This is a genomic window from Allobosea sp. 01N443, assembly GCF_056399325.1.
The window spans coordinates 18939-33999 of the sequence record NZ_JBFTRC010000007.1 but is presented as its reverse complement, the minus strand read 5'-3'; the positions used below and the strand labels follow the sequence as shown (position 1 = coordinate 33999).

Genomic DNA, 15061 nt, shown 5'->3' with positions numbered 1-15061 from the left:
CCAGGCTTCACCATATCGCTCAACCGCCGGTTCACGGTCGCAGCGCCACATCTCCCGCAGAACCCGAAGCGGGAGATGAACCGTGACCAGACGCCTCGCCCCCATCGACCTGCTGCTTGCAGGCGCGATGTCCCTGCTGGCCCTTGCCTTCGCCGGCCGCCCCGCGCTCGCTCGCGAACTCGTCCAGTTCCAGGACCAGCGCTACTACCCAGGCACGATCGTGATCCGCACCGGCCAGCGCAGCCTCTATTTCGTCACGGCGCCTGGTGAGGCGATCCGCTACCAGATCGCCGTCGGCAAAGCCGGCAAGCAATGGCGCGGCGTCAAATATGTCGAGGAACTCGCAGTCGAGCCAGCCTGGAGTCCTCCGGCCGAGGTCAAGCGCGCCCAGCCGAACCTGCCCAACGTCATCGCCGGCGGCTCGCCCCGCAACCCGATGGGGGCCCGTGTCATCGGCCTCGGGCCGGGTGGTGAATACGCCATCCACGGCACCAACGCGCCGGGCACGATCGGAACAGCGGCCTCCTTTGGCTGCTTCCGGATGCACAACCCCGACGTGATCGATCTCTATGCCCGCGTCCGCATGGGCACGCCCGTGGTGGTCCTGCCTTAGATCATCTCTAGTGATTGCATCGGCTGTCCGCGAAAGCCGCAATCCACTTTTCGGACTGAGGCTTCAGAGGGCAACCGGCGACAATAATGGCCTTCCGGAAAAGAAGGCCGCGAGGTTGCCGATGAGCAAATCCTGCTGGGCATGCTGCGCCGATTCCGCGTTGGCGCCGATATGGGGCGTCAGCACCGCATTCTCGCAGGCCCGCAACCGCTCGGAGACATGCGGCTCGTTCTCGTAGACATCGAGCGCCGCACCCGCGATCACGCCCGCCTCGAGCGCGTCGCATAGCGCAGACTCATCCACGGCGATGCCGCGCGAGATATTGACGAGATGCGCTTGCGGACCGAGCGCCTTCAGTACCTCCGCGTTGATCGCGTAGCGGTTCTCGGCACTGGCACGCACCGAAACGACCAGCAGGTCCGCCCAGTGAGCCAGCCCGAGCAGGCTGTCGTGATAGAGATAGGGCAGGTCTGCGCGCGGCGACCGATTATGGTAGCCGATCGTCATGTCGAAGGCCGCAGCGCGACTGRCAATGCGGGCACCAATGGCGCCAAGTCCGTAAATGCCCAGCTTGCGACCAGCCAGTCCAGGCACATGCGCCATCCGCGCGACCGCATTGCCTTGCCATCGTCCGGCGCGCAGGAACCGGTCTCCGCTATTGATCTGCCGCGCGCTGGCCAGGAGCAGGCCCATGGCAAATTCCGCGACGCTTGTCGCGTTGCTGTCGGCGGCATTGCTCAGCAGGATGCCGCGCTCCTTGGCGCGCACCCGGTCGACCCCCTCGAAACCCGTGCCGTAGCACGCGATCAACCGCAGCTTCGGCAGGGCATCGATCAACGCCGCATCCGTCTTGTGGCTGCCGATGGTCAGGAGAGCCTGAACCTCCTCGGCCCCTGCCGGCAACGCATCCGGAGCTGAGCGCGCCATCGGGCCAAGCAATGTGTAGCTTTCGTTCAGACGCGCGACGAGCCGATCAGGCAGGCGCGGCGCCATGAGGATGGTCGGCTTCATCAGGAATCAAGCTCCATGGCGGTGTTGCATCGCAACATCGAACGGCAGCTTGCTCAACCCGTTTCGGAGCGGGGACCGCCATCTCGCCGACGCAATGCAACCGCTCTGAACGCCTCGCCGAAAAAGGCCAACATCGCCTAGCGTAACCTCTCGCCTGCGACAAAGAAGCGCGTTAACGTTTGCTTGCACGACTTCAATCGCGCTCGGGCCTGAAGCACCGAGCCCAACAGGGGCTATCGATGGATCATCTCGCCGACGTCAAGAAATACGCCAGGAAGGCCGTCAACGAAGCTGCCTTTGCCGGTATGTCCAAATCTTACGCGCTCGTCATGGGCAAGCCCGACACCCGCTTCGTCGCCTGCACGGATCCGGCCGAACTGGAGCGCGTCCGCGAGAACTTCCTGAAGAAGAAACTCGGTCTCAAGAGCGCCGATCTCGATGCATCCATCAAGGCAACCTGCGAGCATATGAAGGACGACAAGACCAAGTCGCGCCTGACCTTCTACTACCTGCTGGCCGAGCACTACGGGAAGCTGGATCTCTTCGTGAAGAAGTAAGACGCGCCCTGCGCGCATGCCCGGGCTGGCCCCGGGCATCCTGGATCACAAATCTATTCCAGGACGAGATGGTCGGCTCCAGGCCGACCATATTGCCTATCCGCTTCTCGCCACGCTCAGCGATAGAGGTCCGCGCGCGTCAGCGGCAGACCCGATGGTCCCTTGCGCCGCTTCGAGACCAGCGTCTGGTTGATCAGCGCGCCACCGCGCTCGAAGGCGAGCGAACAGCCCGCGAGATAGAGCAGCCACATCCGCGTCCGCTCGGGACCGATCTCCGCCTCGGCCTCGGCCTTGCGTGCATTCAGCCGCTCGAACCATAGCCGCGTCGTGCGCTGGTAATGCTCGCGCCACCCCTCGACATCATGCACCTCGAAGCCATGGCGCTCGAGATTGGCGATCGACATGCCGAGATGGTCGAGTTCACCGCCCGGGAAGATATAGCGCACCAACGCCCGGTACTCGGCCGGCATCTTGTTGAAGGCGCGCTCGGTCTTCTTGGCTCGCCGCGAGATCGTATGGTGCAAATAGAGACCGCGCGGCTTGAGCAGCCGGTTCACCGCCTGGAAATAGGCCGGGTGATTGCGGATGCCGACATGCTCGAACATGCCGATCGAGGAGATCTTGTCGAAGACCCCCTCCATCTCCGTGAAATCCTTGAGATGCAGCGTGACCTTGTCCTGAAGACCGAGTCGCTCGACCTTCTCGCGAGCCAGCGCGAGCTGCTCCTCGGCAAGCGTCACGCCATGTGCCTCGACACCATAATGCTGCGCGGCATGGCAGATCAGCGCGCCCCAGCCGCAGCCGATATCGAGCAGCTTCTCGCCGGGCTGCAGGCGTAGCTTGCGGCAGATCATGTCGAGCTTGTCGCGCTGCGCCCGCTCGAGATCGGTATGATCCTCGGTAAAATAGGCGCAGGTGTAGACCATCTCCTCATCGAGGAAGAGCCGGTAGAACGCGTTCGAAACGTCGTAATGATAGGCGATATTGGCCTTGTTGGTGGCGGGAGCGCCATCGCGGGTGGCCTTGTCGCCCTGCAGGTGCTCGACGGCCTGCGGCGCAGCGCCGGGCGCGAGCAGGAAGCGCCTCACGACATCGAACACCGCCGATTTCGGGATACCGCGCGCCAGCCGCGCGACCTTTCCCTCCGGGCGCGCCGCCGCGAGATCGAAGATCGTTCCGTTCACGATCGCGATCCGGTCGGTGACATGCAGATGCAGCAGCGTGTCGAGCTTCGGCTTGCGGAGCAGCGCTGCAACGGCGCCGGAGTCGCGGATCGCGATCGCAAGGCCGTCCTCAGGCCACTCGGAGGGGATGCGGCTCCCGTCCCATAATGCGAAGCCGAGCTTCAATCCAAGTTTCTGGTGTGCCTCGGTCAGAAGTCGCCGCAAGGCGGCGAGGCGTTTGGTGTCGCGATCCATGCGTGGCCGATCCATCCCCGTCCCGACCTGTTTGACGGCAGGCGTGGGGCTTGGCAACCACCCGTCAGAAATCGCTCGCGATTCCCTTCACTTCCCAGTCGTCGTAGCGCACCGGATCGAGACCACCGCGGCCGTTGAGCTCCTTGTCACGCTTTGCCGCCGCCGCCTTGGCGTCGATCTCGGCGCGTCGCGCCTGTGCTTCGGCCAATGCGCGCTGCGCCGCCGGCGAAAGGCTCCTGGCCCGATCGGTCTCGCTCGTCAGGACTGCGGCTTGATCCTTGGCCGAGGCTTGATCCTTGGCCGAAGTTTGATCCTTGGCAATGTCGTTCGGCATTGGCACAGCGCTCTCTTGCGGGATCGGCATGGTCTTCACCACATAAGGCGCAAATCCGCATTCGGGGAGAGCGAATTCATCATCCCGGACTGCGACCGACAAAGGGGACCAAGATGAACTACGTCCGCACCGGCATCCTGATGGCCGGCCTCACCGCGCTCTTCGCCGTGGTCGGCTATCTGCTCGGCGGCGCGGGCGGCATGCTGATCGCGCTCGGGATCGCCGCCGCGACCAATCTCTACAGCTACTGGAATTCGGATCGGCTCGCGCTCGCCTCCCACAATGCCCATGAGGTCGACGAGCGCAGCGCGCCCGAACTCTATGGCATGGTGCGCGACCTTGCCGCGCGCGCCAACATGCCGATGCCGAGGGTCTACCTGATCGACGAGGAGCAGCCCAACGCCTTCGCCACCGGGCGGAACCCGCAGAACGCAGCCGTCGCCGCGACCACGGGCATCCTGCGCACGCTGAGCTACGATGAGCTCGCCGGCGTGATGGCACACGAGCTTGCCCACATCAAAAATCACGACACCCTGACGATGACCATCACCGCGACCATGGCGGGCGCAATCTCCTCGCTCACCACCTTTGGCATGTTCTTCGGCTCGCGCGAGAACCGGCCGGGATTGCTGGTGCAGATCCTGATTTCGGTGCTCGCGCCGATGGCCGCGATGGTGATCCAGATGGCGATCTCGCGTTCCCGCGAGTACGAGGCGGACCGGCTCGGCGGCGAAATCTGCGGCAATCCGGTCGCGCTCGCGGACGCGCTTGCCAAGATCGCCGGGGGCGTCGCGCATATTCCGAACGAGACGGCGGAGGCCAAGCCTGCTACGGCCCACATGTTCATCATCAATCCCCTGAGCGGACGCGGCATGGATTCTCTGTTTTCGACCCACCCCGACACCGGCAATCGAATCGCCGCCTTGATGGAACAGGCGCGCGCCATGGGTATCGGCCGGGGTCGCAATGCCGGCGGCTTCACCAGCCAGGCCGCACAGAGCCCGTGGAACGGCTCCCACAAGCCCGGCCCGTGGGGCTGAGATGACTGAACAGGACAATTCGCGCGGCAAACCGGCACCGGCTCCCGCCCGGCCAGCCGATGATGCCCCGGGTCTGCCGGCGCGCCGCCTTGCAGCGAACCTGATCGACGAGGTGCTCCGGGCCGGCACCGCGCTCGACGAAACCTATGAACGCATGAGCCCGGCCTTCGGGCTCGACGCCGCCGACGCAGCACTGGCGCGCGCCATCGCCATCACCGCCTTCCGCCGGCTCGGCACGATCCAGCACGCCATCAATGCGCGGCTCGAACGCGGCAGCCCGAAGAATTCGGGCCCGTTCGAGCCGATTCTGGTCGCCGGCGCGGCCCAGATCCTGTTCCTCGACGTGCCGGATCATGCCGCCGTCGATCTCGCGATCCGCCATCTCCACGAGGATGCGCGTTCGGCCCGCTATGTCGCGCTGGGCAATGCGTTGCTGCGCCGGCTTGCCCGCGAGCGCGACGCGATCCTGAACGGAAGCGCCGCCCCCTTTGCCGACACCCCGCCCTGGCTCGCCGAAAGCTGGCGCAGCGCCTATGGCGATGAAACGGCCGCCGCCATCGCAGCAAGCCACGCCGACGAGCCGCCGCTCGATCTGAGCGTGAAGGGTGACGCCGAAGGCTGGGCCGAGAAACTCGGCGGCATCGTGCTGCCGACCGGATCGGTGCGTCTGCGCGAACRCTCGCCGGTGCCGAGCCTGCCTGGCTTTGCGGAAGGCGAATGGTGGGTGCAGGACGCCGCCGCCGCACTGCCGGCGCTGCTGCTGGCGCCCAAGCCGGGCGAACGCATCGCCGATCTCTGCGCCGCGCCGGGCGGAAAGACGGCACAGCTCGCGGCAGCCGGCGCCGCCGTGACCGCAGTCGATCGTTCGGCGCCGCGCTTGCGCCGCCTGCGCGCCAATCTGGAACGGCTCGGGCTCACGGCYGAGATCCTGGCGACCGACGCCGCAAACTGGCAGGCCGAGCCGTTCGACGCGGTTCTGCTCGACGCCCCCTGCAGCGCCACGGGCACGATCCGCCGCCATCCCGATGTCGCCTGGACGAAGACACCCGAGGATCGCGACAAGCTCGCCGCACTCCAGGCCCGGCTGCTCGACGCGGCGGCGCGCCTGACGCGGCCCGGCGGCCGCCTGGTCTACTGCACCTGTTCGCTTGAACCGGAAGAGGGCGAGAACCAGATCGACGCCTTCCTCGCCGCGAACCCGGATTTTGCGCGCGTGCCGATCAAGCCCGAGGATATCGGCGGCCTCCCTGAGGCGATCAACGCCGCCGGCGACCTTCGTACCTTGCCGCATCAGCTTCGCGGCGAAAGCCCGCGGCTCTCAGGATGGACAGGATTTTACGCAAGCCGTCTGATCAGGCTATGACGAAACCGGGATTCGCAGGGCGCGACCACGTCCTCCGGGACGATTCGCATCGGGACGGGGTGAGCGGGGGCATTGAACGGCTGGACTGAGCGTAGGGGGCTTGCCCAGGCGGCGATCGGTCGRGCTGCGCGGCGTACGCGTGGCCAGTTCGTCGGCGCCGCGCGGAAGCTCTGGCCTTTCGGCCATGTCCAGGCCACCCGTCTGCTCTTTGCTCCGCATGATTTGCGCACCGCCGATCCGACTACGGCCGGCGATATCTATTCCGGGTATTATGCTTTCGCCGGACGCACGCTGAGAACCCATGGCGAATCGCCCTTCGACTGCCAGCCGCCGAGCGAGGGCTGGTCCGAGGCCCTGTACGGCTTCTCCTGGCTTCGGCACATGCGCGCCGCCGATACCGCGATCGCCCGCGCCAATGCGCGCGCGCTGGTCGACGAGTTCATCGACAGGCGGCACGACCGCAGCGAGATCGCAAGGCAGCCGGCTGTCGCCGCGCGTCGACTGATCTCCTTCCTGTCGCATTCGCCGCTCCTTCTCGAGGGCGCAGATCACGCTTTCTACGAGCGCTTCATCCGCCATGTCGGGCGGCTGACGGAGCGGCTGACGCTGACGCTGTCCGGCGCGGTCGATGGCGCAGCGCGGCTGCAATGCCTGATCGCAGTGACCTTCGCCGCGATCAGCCTCGACGGCCAGGAGCGCCGGCTGAGGCGCGCCGAGGCCGCCCTGTCCGACGAGCTCGACGTCCAGATCCTGCCCGATGGCGGCCATMTCAGCCGCAATCCGCGGCTGATCATCGAGTTGCTGCTCGATCTCCTGCCCCTGCGCGAGACATTCGTCGCGCGCGGGCTCGAACCTCCGCGCAGTGTCCTCATGGCGATCGAGCGGATGATGCCGCATCTGCGGCTGTTCCGGCATGGCGACGGCTCGCTCGCCCTCTTCAACGGCATGGGCATTACCCCGCCCGATCTGATGGCTACGCTCGCGGCCTATGACGACGCCCGCGCGCGGCCGATCGAGCATGCCGCCTATTCCGGCTATGATCGGCTCGGCGCCGGCCGCAGCACCGTGGTGGTCGATGCCGGCGCGGCGCCGCGAGGGGCCAACTCGGTCGAGGCCCATGCAGGTTGCCTGTCCTTCGAGTTCTCAAGCGGCAGCCAGCGCATCATCGTCAATTGCGGCGCCAGCCGTTTCGGACCGCCCGAGCTCCGGCTGGCCGCGCGTAGCACCGCAGCCCATTCCACGGTGATCCTGGCGGAGCGCTCCAGCGCCTCCTTCGGCCTCGTACTCGGTGAACACCGCATCATCGCCGGCCCCTCCGACGTGCGCGTCGCGCGGCAGGACAGCGAGGCAGGCCATGAATGGGTCGCGAGCCATGATGGCTACCATCGCAATCTCGGCGCCCTGCACACCCGCCGCCTGCTGCTCAGCAATGACGGCACGACGCTGACAGGCGAAGACGAGATCGCCCTGCCCAAGGGAACCGAAACCCTGCCGGCCGTGGCACGCTTCCACCTGCACCCCGGTATCCGAACGAGCCTGATCCGCGAGGGCGAAGGCGCCCTGCTCGCGCTGCCATCCGGCGAAGTCTGGGAGTTCGAAGCCTCCGGCCTTGCCGTCACGATCGAGGAAAGCATCTTCCTCGCCGCAGCCGACGGCAAACGGAGAACCGAGCAGTTGACGATCAGCTTCGACGCTGCCGTGACGCCGCAAGTCACCTGGCGCTTGACCCGCGTCGGCACGGCACCGCGGGCAACGCGGTCGCATGAACGGGGCGGACCCGAGGCACAACCGCCGCTTTGACGGCGGGACGCCGCTCCGGACACCGCCCTTTGCATCCAGGGCCCGGCATGATACGGCCCCGCCAAGCCGCCTTCATTGCACTGCACACCGGATTGTCCCGATGCCGACTGAGCTTCGCCGCGTCGAACGCGCCCTTCTTTCCGTCTCCGACAAGACGGGGCTGATCGAATTCGCGCGCGCCCTTCACCGTCTTGGCATCGCGCTGGTTTCGACCGGCGGCACCGCCAAGGCGATCGCCGAGGCCGGCCTGCCCGTCACCGATGTCTCCGATCTCACCGGTTTCCCGGAAATGATGGACGGTCGCGTCAAGACGCTGCACCCCAAGGTGCATGGCGGCCTTCTCGCCATCCGCTCGCATCCCGAGCATCAGGCCTCGATGCTCGGCCACGGCATCGCGCCGATCGACCTGCTCGTCGTCAATCTCTATCCGTTCGAAGCAACCGTCGCCGCCGGCCGCGCCTATGACGACTGCATCGAGAACATCGATATCGGCGGCCCCGCGATGATCCGYGCCGCCGCCAAGAACCACAACGACGTTGCCGTCGTGGTGGACGCGTCGGACTATGCCGCCGTCCTTGGGGAACTCGAGAGCCAGAAGGGCGCGACCACGCTGACGCTGCGCCGCAAGCTCGCCCAGAAGGCCTATGCCCGCACCGCCGCCTATGACGCCGCGATCTCGAACTGGTTCGCCAACGAGCTGGCGGAGACATCCCCGGCCTACCGCGCCCTCGGTGGCGGCCTCGCCGAGACGCTGCGCTACGGCGAGAACCCGCATCAATGGGCCGCGTTCTACCGCACCCCCGAGCAGCGCCCCGGTGTCGCGACTGCCCGCCAGGTCCAGGGCAAGCAGCTCTCCTACAACAACATCAACGACACTGACGCCGCCTTCGAATGCGTCGCCGAGTTCGATCCTGCAGTCTCGGCCGCCTGCGTCATCGTCAAGCACGCCAATCCCTGCGGCGTCGCCAGCGGCAGCTCGCTGCTCGAGGCCTATGAGAAGGCGCTGGCCTGCGACCCGGTCTCGGCCTTCGGCGGCATCGTCGCGCTCAACCGCAGGCTTGATGCCGAGGCGGCACGGAAGATCGTCGAGGTCTTCACCGAAGTGATCATCGCGCCCGAAGCCGATGACGAGGCGATCGCGATGATCGCCGCCAAGAAGAACCTGCGGCTGCTGCTGACCGGCGGCCTGCCCGATCCGCGCGGCGGCGGGCTGTCGCTGCGCACCGTTTCCGGCGGCTTTCTCGCACAGGCTCGGGACAACGCCGTCGTCGACGACATGGAACTGCGGGTCGTGACCAAGCGCGCGCCGAGCGAGGCCGAGCTCGCCGATCTTCGCTTCGCCTTCCGCGTCGCCAAGCACGTCAAGTCGAACGCCATCGTCTACGTGAAGGGTCAGGCGACTGTCGGCATCGGCGCGGGCCAGATGAGCCGCGTCGATTCCTCGCGCATCGCGGCCTGGAAGGCGAGCGAGGCTGCGAAGGCTGCTGGCGTTGCCGAGAGCCTCGCCAAGGGCTCGGTCGTGGCCTCCGACGCCTTCTTCCCCTTCGCCGACGGCCTGCTTGCCGCGGCCGAGGCCGGTGCCACGGCGGTGATCCAGCCCGGCGGCTCGATGCGCGACGACGAAGTGATCAAGGCGGCCGACGAGGCCGGCCTCGCCATGGTCTTCACCGGCCATCGCCACTTCCGCCACTGAGGCGCGGACGCCGCAAGGGCCGCTCTCGACCACGGGCGCGGCCTGGTCCTATTCTGCCGGCGTCGCGAGCGAGGCCGGCATGACGCAGACCCATCAGCGGCGCACGCCCTTGCGGACGCGCGTTGCACACGAACACGCCAAGGTCAGCTTCGTCGAGCTGTTCTTCGATCTCGTCTTCGTCTTCGCGATCACGCAGATCTCGCACACATTGCTGGAGCATTTCACGCTGCTTGGGCTCGCCCAGGCCACGCTGCTGCTCGGCGCGGTCTGGTGGGCCTGGGTCTGCACGAGCTGGGTGACCAACTGGCTCGACCCCGACTCGACGCCGGTCCGTCTGATGCTGTTCGTGCTGATGTTCATCGGCCTGGCGCTCACGACCTCGCTGCCGGGCGCATTCGAGGATCGCGGCCTGATCTTCGCCTGCGCCTATGTCGCGATGCAGCTTGGACGCAGCGTCTTCACGCTGATCAGCCTACGGGGCCGCAGCCCCGCCAACTACCGGAACTTCCAACGCATATGCCTCTGGTTCGCGCTGTCCGGCGTGTTCTGGATCATCGGCGGATTAGCCGATGGCGGTCTCCGCTTCGGGTTCTGGGCGCTCGCACTTGCGCTTGAATATGGCGCGCCCTGGATCGGCTTCAGGGTGCCTGGTCTCGGCCGCTCCAGCACCGCCGAATGGGATATCGAAGGCGCGCATCTTGCCGAACGATGCGCGCTCTTCATCATCATCGCGCTCGGTGAATCCGTACTGGTGACGGGCGCCACCGCATCGAAGCTGGCAGCAACGCTGCCCAATTCGCTTGCCTTCGCCAATGCCTTTCTCAGCTYCGTCGCGATGTGGTGGTTGTATTTTCATGTCGGCGCCGAGCGCGGCAGCCAGCGCATCTCCATGGCGGAAGATCCGGGCTCGCTGGCTCGCAGCGCCTACACCTTCATCCCTCTGCCTCTCGTCGCCGGAATCATCCTGGTCGCCGTCGGCGACGAGTTCGTGCTCGCGCACCCGACCGGCCACACCGAGCTCAAGGTGGCGATCGCCGTCATCGCGGGGCCGATCTTCTACGTGATCGGAAATCTGCTCTTCAAGAAGGCCACGGCAGGATGGTATCCGCTGTCCCACCTCGTCGGGCTTGGACTGCTGGTCCTCTGGGCTCCGACGGGCGCGATCCTGCCGCCGCTCGCGCTGAGCTTCGGTGCAACGCTCATCCTGGTCCTGGTCGCGGCCTGGGAAACGCTCTCGCTTCGGCCGAAGGAGGCCTGACGCATGCATACGATGAAGATGCTCTCGGCCGGCTTTGCGCTGCTCGGCCTGCTGCTGTTCCTGGCGCCGCGGTTGAACCGCAGCAGCGCGCACCCCATCGCCTATGCGGTCAAACTGTTCATTCCGCTCTGGCTCGCGGTTTCGCTGATCAATCTCGTCGTTGGCGTGACCCGCGCCGGCTACACGGTTCTCGAGGAGGCTCCGATCCTGCTCATCGTCTTCGGCATCCCGATGGCGATCGCGCTGCTGCTACGCTGGTTCTTTGGAAAGGCCTCGGCATGAGTCTCGAATCGGTTCGCTCGTTCTTCGCGGAGCACGCGCCGGACATCGCCATCATCGAGACTGCAGAGAGCAGTGCGACGGTCTCGCTAGCCGCGGCGGCTCATGGCGTCGAGCCGGCGCAGATCGCCAAGACGCTCTCGCTCCGGATCGGCGAGCGGGTCGTGCTGGTCGTCGCGCGCGGCGATGCGCGGCTGGACAACCGCAAGGCCAAGGCGGCCTTTGGCGGCAAGCCGCGCATGCTCGATGCCGGCGAGGTCACCGAGATCACCGGCCATCCGGTCGGAGGCGTCTGCCCCTTCGGGCTTGCCTCCCCGCTGCCGGTCTATTGCGACATCACGCTGAAGGCCTTCGACGAAGTCGTGCCGGCTGCCGGATCCACCCAGAGCGCACTCCGCATCAGCCCGCAACGCATGGTCGAGCTGACCAAGGCCGAATGGGTCGATGTCTGCCAGGAACCGGCCTGACGGGCCTCAGCCCTTGCCGCCGACGCGCTCGATCAAGGCCATTGCAGCAGCCGGGTTGCGGATCTTGTCGCCGCTGATGACATATAAAAAGACATCGCGGCCGCCCTGCACTCCTGCGGGCGTCGCGACTGTGTCGAGATCCTTCGGCACCTCGCCTTCCGCCCAGCGACGGGCACGCTCGGCCCAGGCGTCCAGGTCTGTGGCCGAATAGCCGTTTGGTTCGGCCTCCTGCGTGCCCATGATGCGGCTATAGACGAAAGGCGCCGTCGGATCGGCAATCTGCGTGTATTTGGAATCCGCTGCAGTGACGACCGCTACGCCGTATTCGCGCAGCAGCGCGACGAAGTCCGGCGAGCGAAAACTGTCATGGCGAACCTCGACGGCGTGGCGGAGCGCGCGGCCTTCGACGGATTTCGGCAGCAGTTTCAGGAAAGCCTCGAAATCCACCGGGTCGAAGGCCTTGGTCGCCATGAACTGCCAGTTGATCGGGCCGAGCTTCTCCCTGAGCTCCAGCACGCCGCCCGTGATGAATTTCTCGATCGAGGGGCCAGCTTCCGCAAGCACGCGGCGGTTGGTGATATAGCGTGAACCCTTCAACGAGAAGACGAAGCCGTCCGGCGTCTCCTCGCGCCATTTGGCGAAGCTTTCGGGCTTCTGCGAGCCGTAATAGGTTCCGTTGATCTCGATCGAAGTCAGCTTGCTGCTGGCATATTCGAGCTCACGCTTCTGGGAGAGACCGTCAGGGTAAAAGCTGCCGCGCCAAGGCTCGAAAACCCAGCCTCCGATGCCGATCCTGATGGCGCCCTTTGCTGCTGCGGACATGACGGCTCCTCGTTCAAGCTGGCTGGCGGCATTCTTGTCGCAAACGGGCATTGAGACCACCCGCTTTCGGAGAGCCGTCCCAACCCGTCTCGTCATATCGTGGCCAAACGGCTTGTCAGCGCCTGTCAGCAGGCGTTCGACGACCCGGCCTCAGCCGTCGCGCAACCGCTTGTGCAGACCAGCGGCGTCCAGGCCGCCCAGATCCAGCAACGGCAGGAGATCGTTCTCCGCCCTGAAATCCCGCGCGCAGACCGCATTGAACAGCGCGATGCCGGCCTGATGCAACGGCACTGCCACGCCCGTGACGGCACCGAGCAGTTCGAGCGGCACGAGCCCGAAGGGCACGTCCTCGGTGATGAAGCGGGTATCGAGCGTCTTCGGCCCCATCAGCTCCGGGCGCATGGCATAGACCGCGGCAGCCATCTCGCCGACAGGGCCAGGCGTGACGCCGAAGGACAGGGCATAGTGATCCTGCACACTGCGCACCGCGAGTCCGAAGGCCGCCGCAAGCGCGAGCCGCTCCGCGTCCATCGCATCGATGATGCGGCCGACGCCGCGCGTCGTGCTCCCGTAATTCGGCCAATCCTCGCCCTGTTCCGCGCGGGTCAGATTGCACAGCATGCTCGCCATATGGCCGGGCGGATTGAGGTTGCTCAGCATGATGGCGAGCAGGTCTTCACGGGGCTCGAACCGATCGCCGAACAATGCCTGGCAGATCGAGTGCCCCTCCGCTGCGAAGCGTCGCGGCACGGTCGCGACGTCGAGCCGGGCACGGATGCCGGAGATGTTGACGCTGCGCGGCCCCGTCTTGCGCGCGGTCAGCGCGGTCGTCGCCCAGGCGGCAATCGGCAGCGTGATCCCGCGCTTCGCCAACAGGTCATGCATATAGAGTGCGGCAAAGGAGCTATGCGCGCTGATGACCACGCTCTGGCCGTGATGCAGATGCTCCGAAAGCGTTTCCAGCACGGTTCGGAAGCCATTGGCCGGCACCGCCACGATGACGGTTTCGGCGCCCGCCACGGCGTCCGCACAGCTCTGCGCGACCGCGATGGGCAAGGATGCGACGATCTTCCCGGTTACCGTCAGTTCCGCGCGCCCGGCGAAATCCGCCAGCTCCGCTCCGCTCGGCGACCACAGCACCGGCTGATGCCCCTGTTGCGTCAGATAGGCGGCATAGCCTCGGCCGATACCGCCGGAGCCGATGATGGCGACACGCATGTTCGATGGACTCTTGCTGCGTGGACGGCTCAGTCGCGAACCGGTTCGCCGAGCGTATGCATCAGCCGGTTGGCCCAGCCGAAGATCGAGGCGGAAAGGATCAGGTCGAGGATTTCAAGCTTCGACAGTCCAAGATCGCGCAACGCGGCAATATCCGCCGGTGTCGCCTCGGACGGCGTCTTCGAGAGCCTGACCGCGAAATCGAAGATCGCCTGCTGGTGTTCCTCCAGCTCGGCATCGACGCCATCGGCGAAGATTGCTTCGATCACGTCTGTCCGCTTCGTCAACTGGTTGAAGCGCGAGGCATGCACTGCCGCGCAATAGACGCAGCGATTGACGATCGAGGCGCCGACTGCCCCAAGCTCCCGTTCGGCCGAGGACAGTCCGCCCTTGCCATACATGATCGCGTTGAAGAGCGGCGAGCGCACCTTCAGGGATTCGGGATCATGCGCGAGCGTGAGGACATAGGCCGAAACCTTCTTGTTCGACGGCGTGATCTGCAGCGCATCGAGCTGCTCCGGCGTCGCGTCCTCGAGCGCGACCGGCGTGACATAGGGCGACCAGCGCGGCACCTCGGCCGTGAACTCATGGACCGGAACGCTCACAGGACCTCCTCCAGCAGCCGCAGGCCGGCAATCACGCGGACCTGATAATTGACGAAGGCAGCAAGCTCGGCGAGCCGGACGATGTCGGGCTCCGCGATGCCTGCCGCCTTGAGCGCCTCGATATCCGCCCGCGTCGCGTCCTTGACCGTCTTCGTCAGGATGTCGACATGACGCGTGACCGCGATGAGCCGCGCATCCGCGCCGTGTTGCTCAAGGGCCGCGCCCGAAGCGATCGCCGCCAACGCGGAGGTCTCTCCGGCTTGGCCGAGCAGTTCCCGGTAGTGAGCGGCCAGCCCGGAATCCCCGTTCCATCGGGCCATCCTGACCGCCAGCGCCGCACGTTCGGCATGGCTCAGACCGCCCGGCTCGCGCGGCAGCAGGACCGCGTCATGGCTGGCCTGGCTCATCTCCATGATCCCGGAGCGCTCTGATACGGCGTCCGCAAGTTGGGAGCCCGCCTTCAGCCCCGCCAGGCTCTCGATCAGATTCGTCCCGCTCAATCCCATCTCCCCTCGCCGTGACGAGCGATGTTTAGGATCGGCGAAGGCGAAGGTCCACCCGTCGATCTATGCRGGTCCGGTTG

The 15061-nt window shown here is 66.2% G+C and carries 16 protein-coding genes; 9 read left to right on the top strand and 7 right to left on the bottom strand.

Features of this window, described 5'->3' with window-relative positions; all coding sequences use genetic code 11:
• Nucleotides 1–127 precede the first annotated feature (127 nt).
• The gene (locus AC1DRP_RS03750; protein ID WP_441492768.1) at nt 128–613 is read left to right on the top strand and encodes a L,D-transpeptidase; all 486 of its coding nucleotides are present in this window, start codon (nt 128–130) and stop codon (nt 611–613) included.
• Between the two features lie 63 nt (nt 614–676).
• Here the strand turns inward: AC1DRP_RS03750 and AC1DRP_RS03745 are convergent, their stop codons facing one another.
• Nucleotides 677–1624 (bottom strand): 2-hydroxyacid dehydrogenase, encoded by a 948-nt coding sequence (locus AC1DRP_RS03745; protein WP_476767819.1) that lies wholly within the window; start codon nt 1622–1624, stop codon nt 677–679.
• A gap of 239 nt (nt 1625–1863) precedes the next feature.
• Between AC1DRP_RS03745 and AC1DRP_RS03740 the strand changes: the two genes are divergently transcribed.
• The gene (locus tag AC1DRP_RS03740) at nt 1864–2181 is read left to right on the top strand and encodes a DUF2853 family protein (protein ID WP_069878671.1); all 318 of its coding nucleotides are present in this window, start codon (nt 1864–1866) and stop codon (nt 2179–2181) included.
• Between the two features lie 116 nt (nt 2182–2297).
• Here AC1DRP_RS03740 and AC1DRP_RS03735 read toward each other — a convergent pair whose 3' ends face one another.
• Together AC1DRP_RS03735 and AC1DRP_RS03730 are read right to left on the bottom strand one after the other, a co-directional pair.
• A complete protein-coding gene (locus tag AC1DRP_RS03735) occupies nt 2298–3599 on the bottom strand; it encodes a class I SAM-dependent methyltransferase (RefSeq protein ID WP_441507444.1) in 1302 nt (433 codons plus the stop codon).
• Between the two features lie 64 nt (nt 3600–3663).
• Nucleotides 3664–3933, bottom strand: a complete 270-nt coding sequence (locus tag AC1DRP_RS03730) for a DUF1674 domain-containing protein (RefSeq protein ID WP_441492702.1) — start codon at nt 3931–3933, stop codon at nt 3664–3666.
• Between the two features lie 113 nt (nt 3934–4046).
• On the opposite strand from AC1DRP_RS03730, the gene htpX reads away from it, so the two are divergent.
• The 7 genes from htpX (at nt 4047) to AC1DRP_RS03695 (ending at nt 11833) form a co-directional block, all read left to right on the top strand.
• Nucleotides 4047–4973, top strand: a complete 927-nt coding sequence (gene htpX, locus AC1DRP_RS03725) for a zinc metalloprotease HtpX (RefSeq protein ID WP_441492701.1) — start codon at nt 4047–4049, stop codon at nt 4971–4973.
• A 1-nt stretch (nt 4974) separates the two neighbouring features.
• A complete protein-coding gene (locus AC1DRP_RS03720) occupies nt 4975–6336 on the top strand; it encodes an RsmB/NOP family class I SAM-dependent RNA methyltransferase (RefSeq protein WP_476767818.1) in 1362 nt (453 codons plus the stop codon).
• Nucleotides 6337–6408: 72 nt separating this feature from the next.
• Nucleotides 6409–8136 carry a heparinase II/III family protein gene (locus tag AC1DRP_RS03715; protein ID WP_476767817.1) on the top strand — a complete coding sequence of 576 codons (1728 nt, stop codon included), beginning with the start codon at nt 6409–6411 and terminating at the stop codon, nt 8134–8136.
• A 100-nt stretch (nt 8137–8236) separates the two neighbouring features.
• On the top strand, nt 8237–9829 hold the full coding sequence (gene purH, locus AC1DRP_RS03710; RefSeq protein ID WP_441492698.1) for a bifunctional phosphoribosylaminoimidazolecarboxamide formyltransferase/IMP cyclohydrolase: 1593 nt from the start codon (nt 8237–8239) through the stop codon (nt 9827–9829).
• Nucleotides 9830–9908: 79 nt separating this feature from the next.
• Nucleotides 9909–11087, top strand: coding sequence for a low temperature requirement protein A (locus tag AC1DRP_RS03705; RefSeq protein ID WP_476767816.1), 1179 nt, complete (start codon nt 9909–9911; stop codon nt 11085–11087).
• A gap of 3 nt (nt 11088–11090) precedes the next feature.
• Nucleotides 11091–11369: a hypothetical protein gene (locus tag AC1DRP_RS03700; protein ID WP_043242153.1), complete on the top strand. Its 279-nt coding sequence runs from the start codon at nt 11091–11093 to the stop codon at nt 11367–11369.
• A complete protein-coding gene (locus tag AC1DRP_RS03695; RefSeq protein ID WP_441507449.1) occupies nt 11366–11833 on the top strand; it encodes a YbaK/EbsC family protein in 468 nt (155 codons plus the stop codon). The genes AC1DRP_RS03700 and AC1DRP_RS03695 overlap by 4 nt, the downstream gene beginning before the upstream one ends.
• 6 nt (nt 11834–11839) lie before the next feature.
• On the opposite strand, the gene AC1DRP_RS03690 is transcribed toward AC1DRP_RS03695, so the two are convergent.
• The 4 genes from AC1DRP_RS03690 to AC1DRP_RS03675 form a co-directional block, all read right to left on the bottom strand.
• The gene (locus AC1DRP_RS03690; protein WP_441492694.1) at nt 11840–12655 is read right to left on the bottom strand and encodes a DUF72 domain-containing protein; all 816 of its coding nucleotides are present in this window, start codon (nt 12653–12655) and stop codon (nt 11840–11842) included.
• 150 nt (nt 12656–12805) lie between these two features.
• Nucleotides 12806–13873: an NAD/NADP octopine/nopaline dehydrogenase family protein gene (locus AC1DRP_RS03685; protein ID WP_476767815.1), complete on the bottom strand. Its 1068-nt coding sequence runs from the start codon at nt 13871–13873 to the stop codon at nt 12806–12808.
• A 29-nt stretch (nt 13874–13902) separates the two neighbouring features.
• On the bottom strand, nt 13903–14478 hold the full coding sequence (locus AC1DRP_RS03680) for a peroxidase-related enzyme (protein WP_441507451.1): 576 nt from the start codon (nt 14476–14478) through the stop codon (nt 13903–13905).
• Nucleotides 14475–14978, bottom strand: coding sequence for a CMD domain protein (locus AC1DRP_RS03675; RefSeq protein WP_441507452.1), 504 nt, complete (start codon nt 14976–14978; stop codon nt 14475–14477). Before AC1DRP_RS03675 ends, AC1DRP_RS03680 begins: the two co-directional genes overlap by 4 nt.
• Nucleotides 14979–15061 lie beyond the last annotated feature (83 nt).

What these genes read in the sequence shown, in the direction of transcription:
- AC1DRP_RS03730 (WP_441492702.1), bottom strand. Translation starts at nt 3,933, where the DNA reads ATGCCGAACGACATTGCCAAGGATCAAACTTCGGCCAAGGATCAAGCC.
- AC1DRP_RS03750 (WP_441492768.1), top strand. Translation starts at nt 128, where the DNA reads ATGTCCCTGCTGGCCCTTGCCTTCGCCGGCCGCCCCGCGCTCGCTCGC.
- AC1DRP_RS03740 (WP_069878671.1), top strand. Translation starts at nt 1,864, where the DNA reads ATGGATCATCTCGCCGACGTCAAGAAATACGCCAGGAAGGCCGTCAAC.
- AC1DRP_RS03735 (WP_441507444.1), bottom strand. Translation starts at nt 3,599, where the DNA reads ATGGATCGCGACACCAAACGCCTCGCCGCCTTGCGGCGACTTCTGACC.
- AC1DRP_RS03690 (WP_441492694.1), bottom strand. Translation starts at nt 12,655, where the DNA reads ATGTCCGCAGCAGCAAAGGGCGCCATCAGGATCGGCATCGGAGGCTGG.
- AC1DRP_RS03695 (WP_441507449.1), top strand. Translation starts at nt 11,366, where the DNA reads ATGAGTCTCGAATCGGTTCGCTCGTTCTTCGCGGAGCACGCGCCGGAC.
- AC1DRP_RS03700 (WP_043242153.1), top strand. Translation starts at nt 11,091, where the DNA reads ATGCATACGATGAAGATGCTCTCGGCCGGCTTTGCGCTGCTCGGCCTG.
- htpX (WP_441492701.1), top strand. Translation starts at nt 4,047, where the DNA reads ATGAACTACGTCCGCACCGGCATCCTGATGGCCGGCCTCACCGCGCTC.
- AC1DRP_RS03685 (WP_476767815.1), bottom strand. Translation starts at nt 13,873, where the DNA reads ATGCGTGTCGCCATCATCGGCTCCGGCGGTATCGGCCGAGGCTATGCC.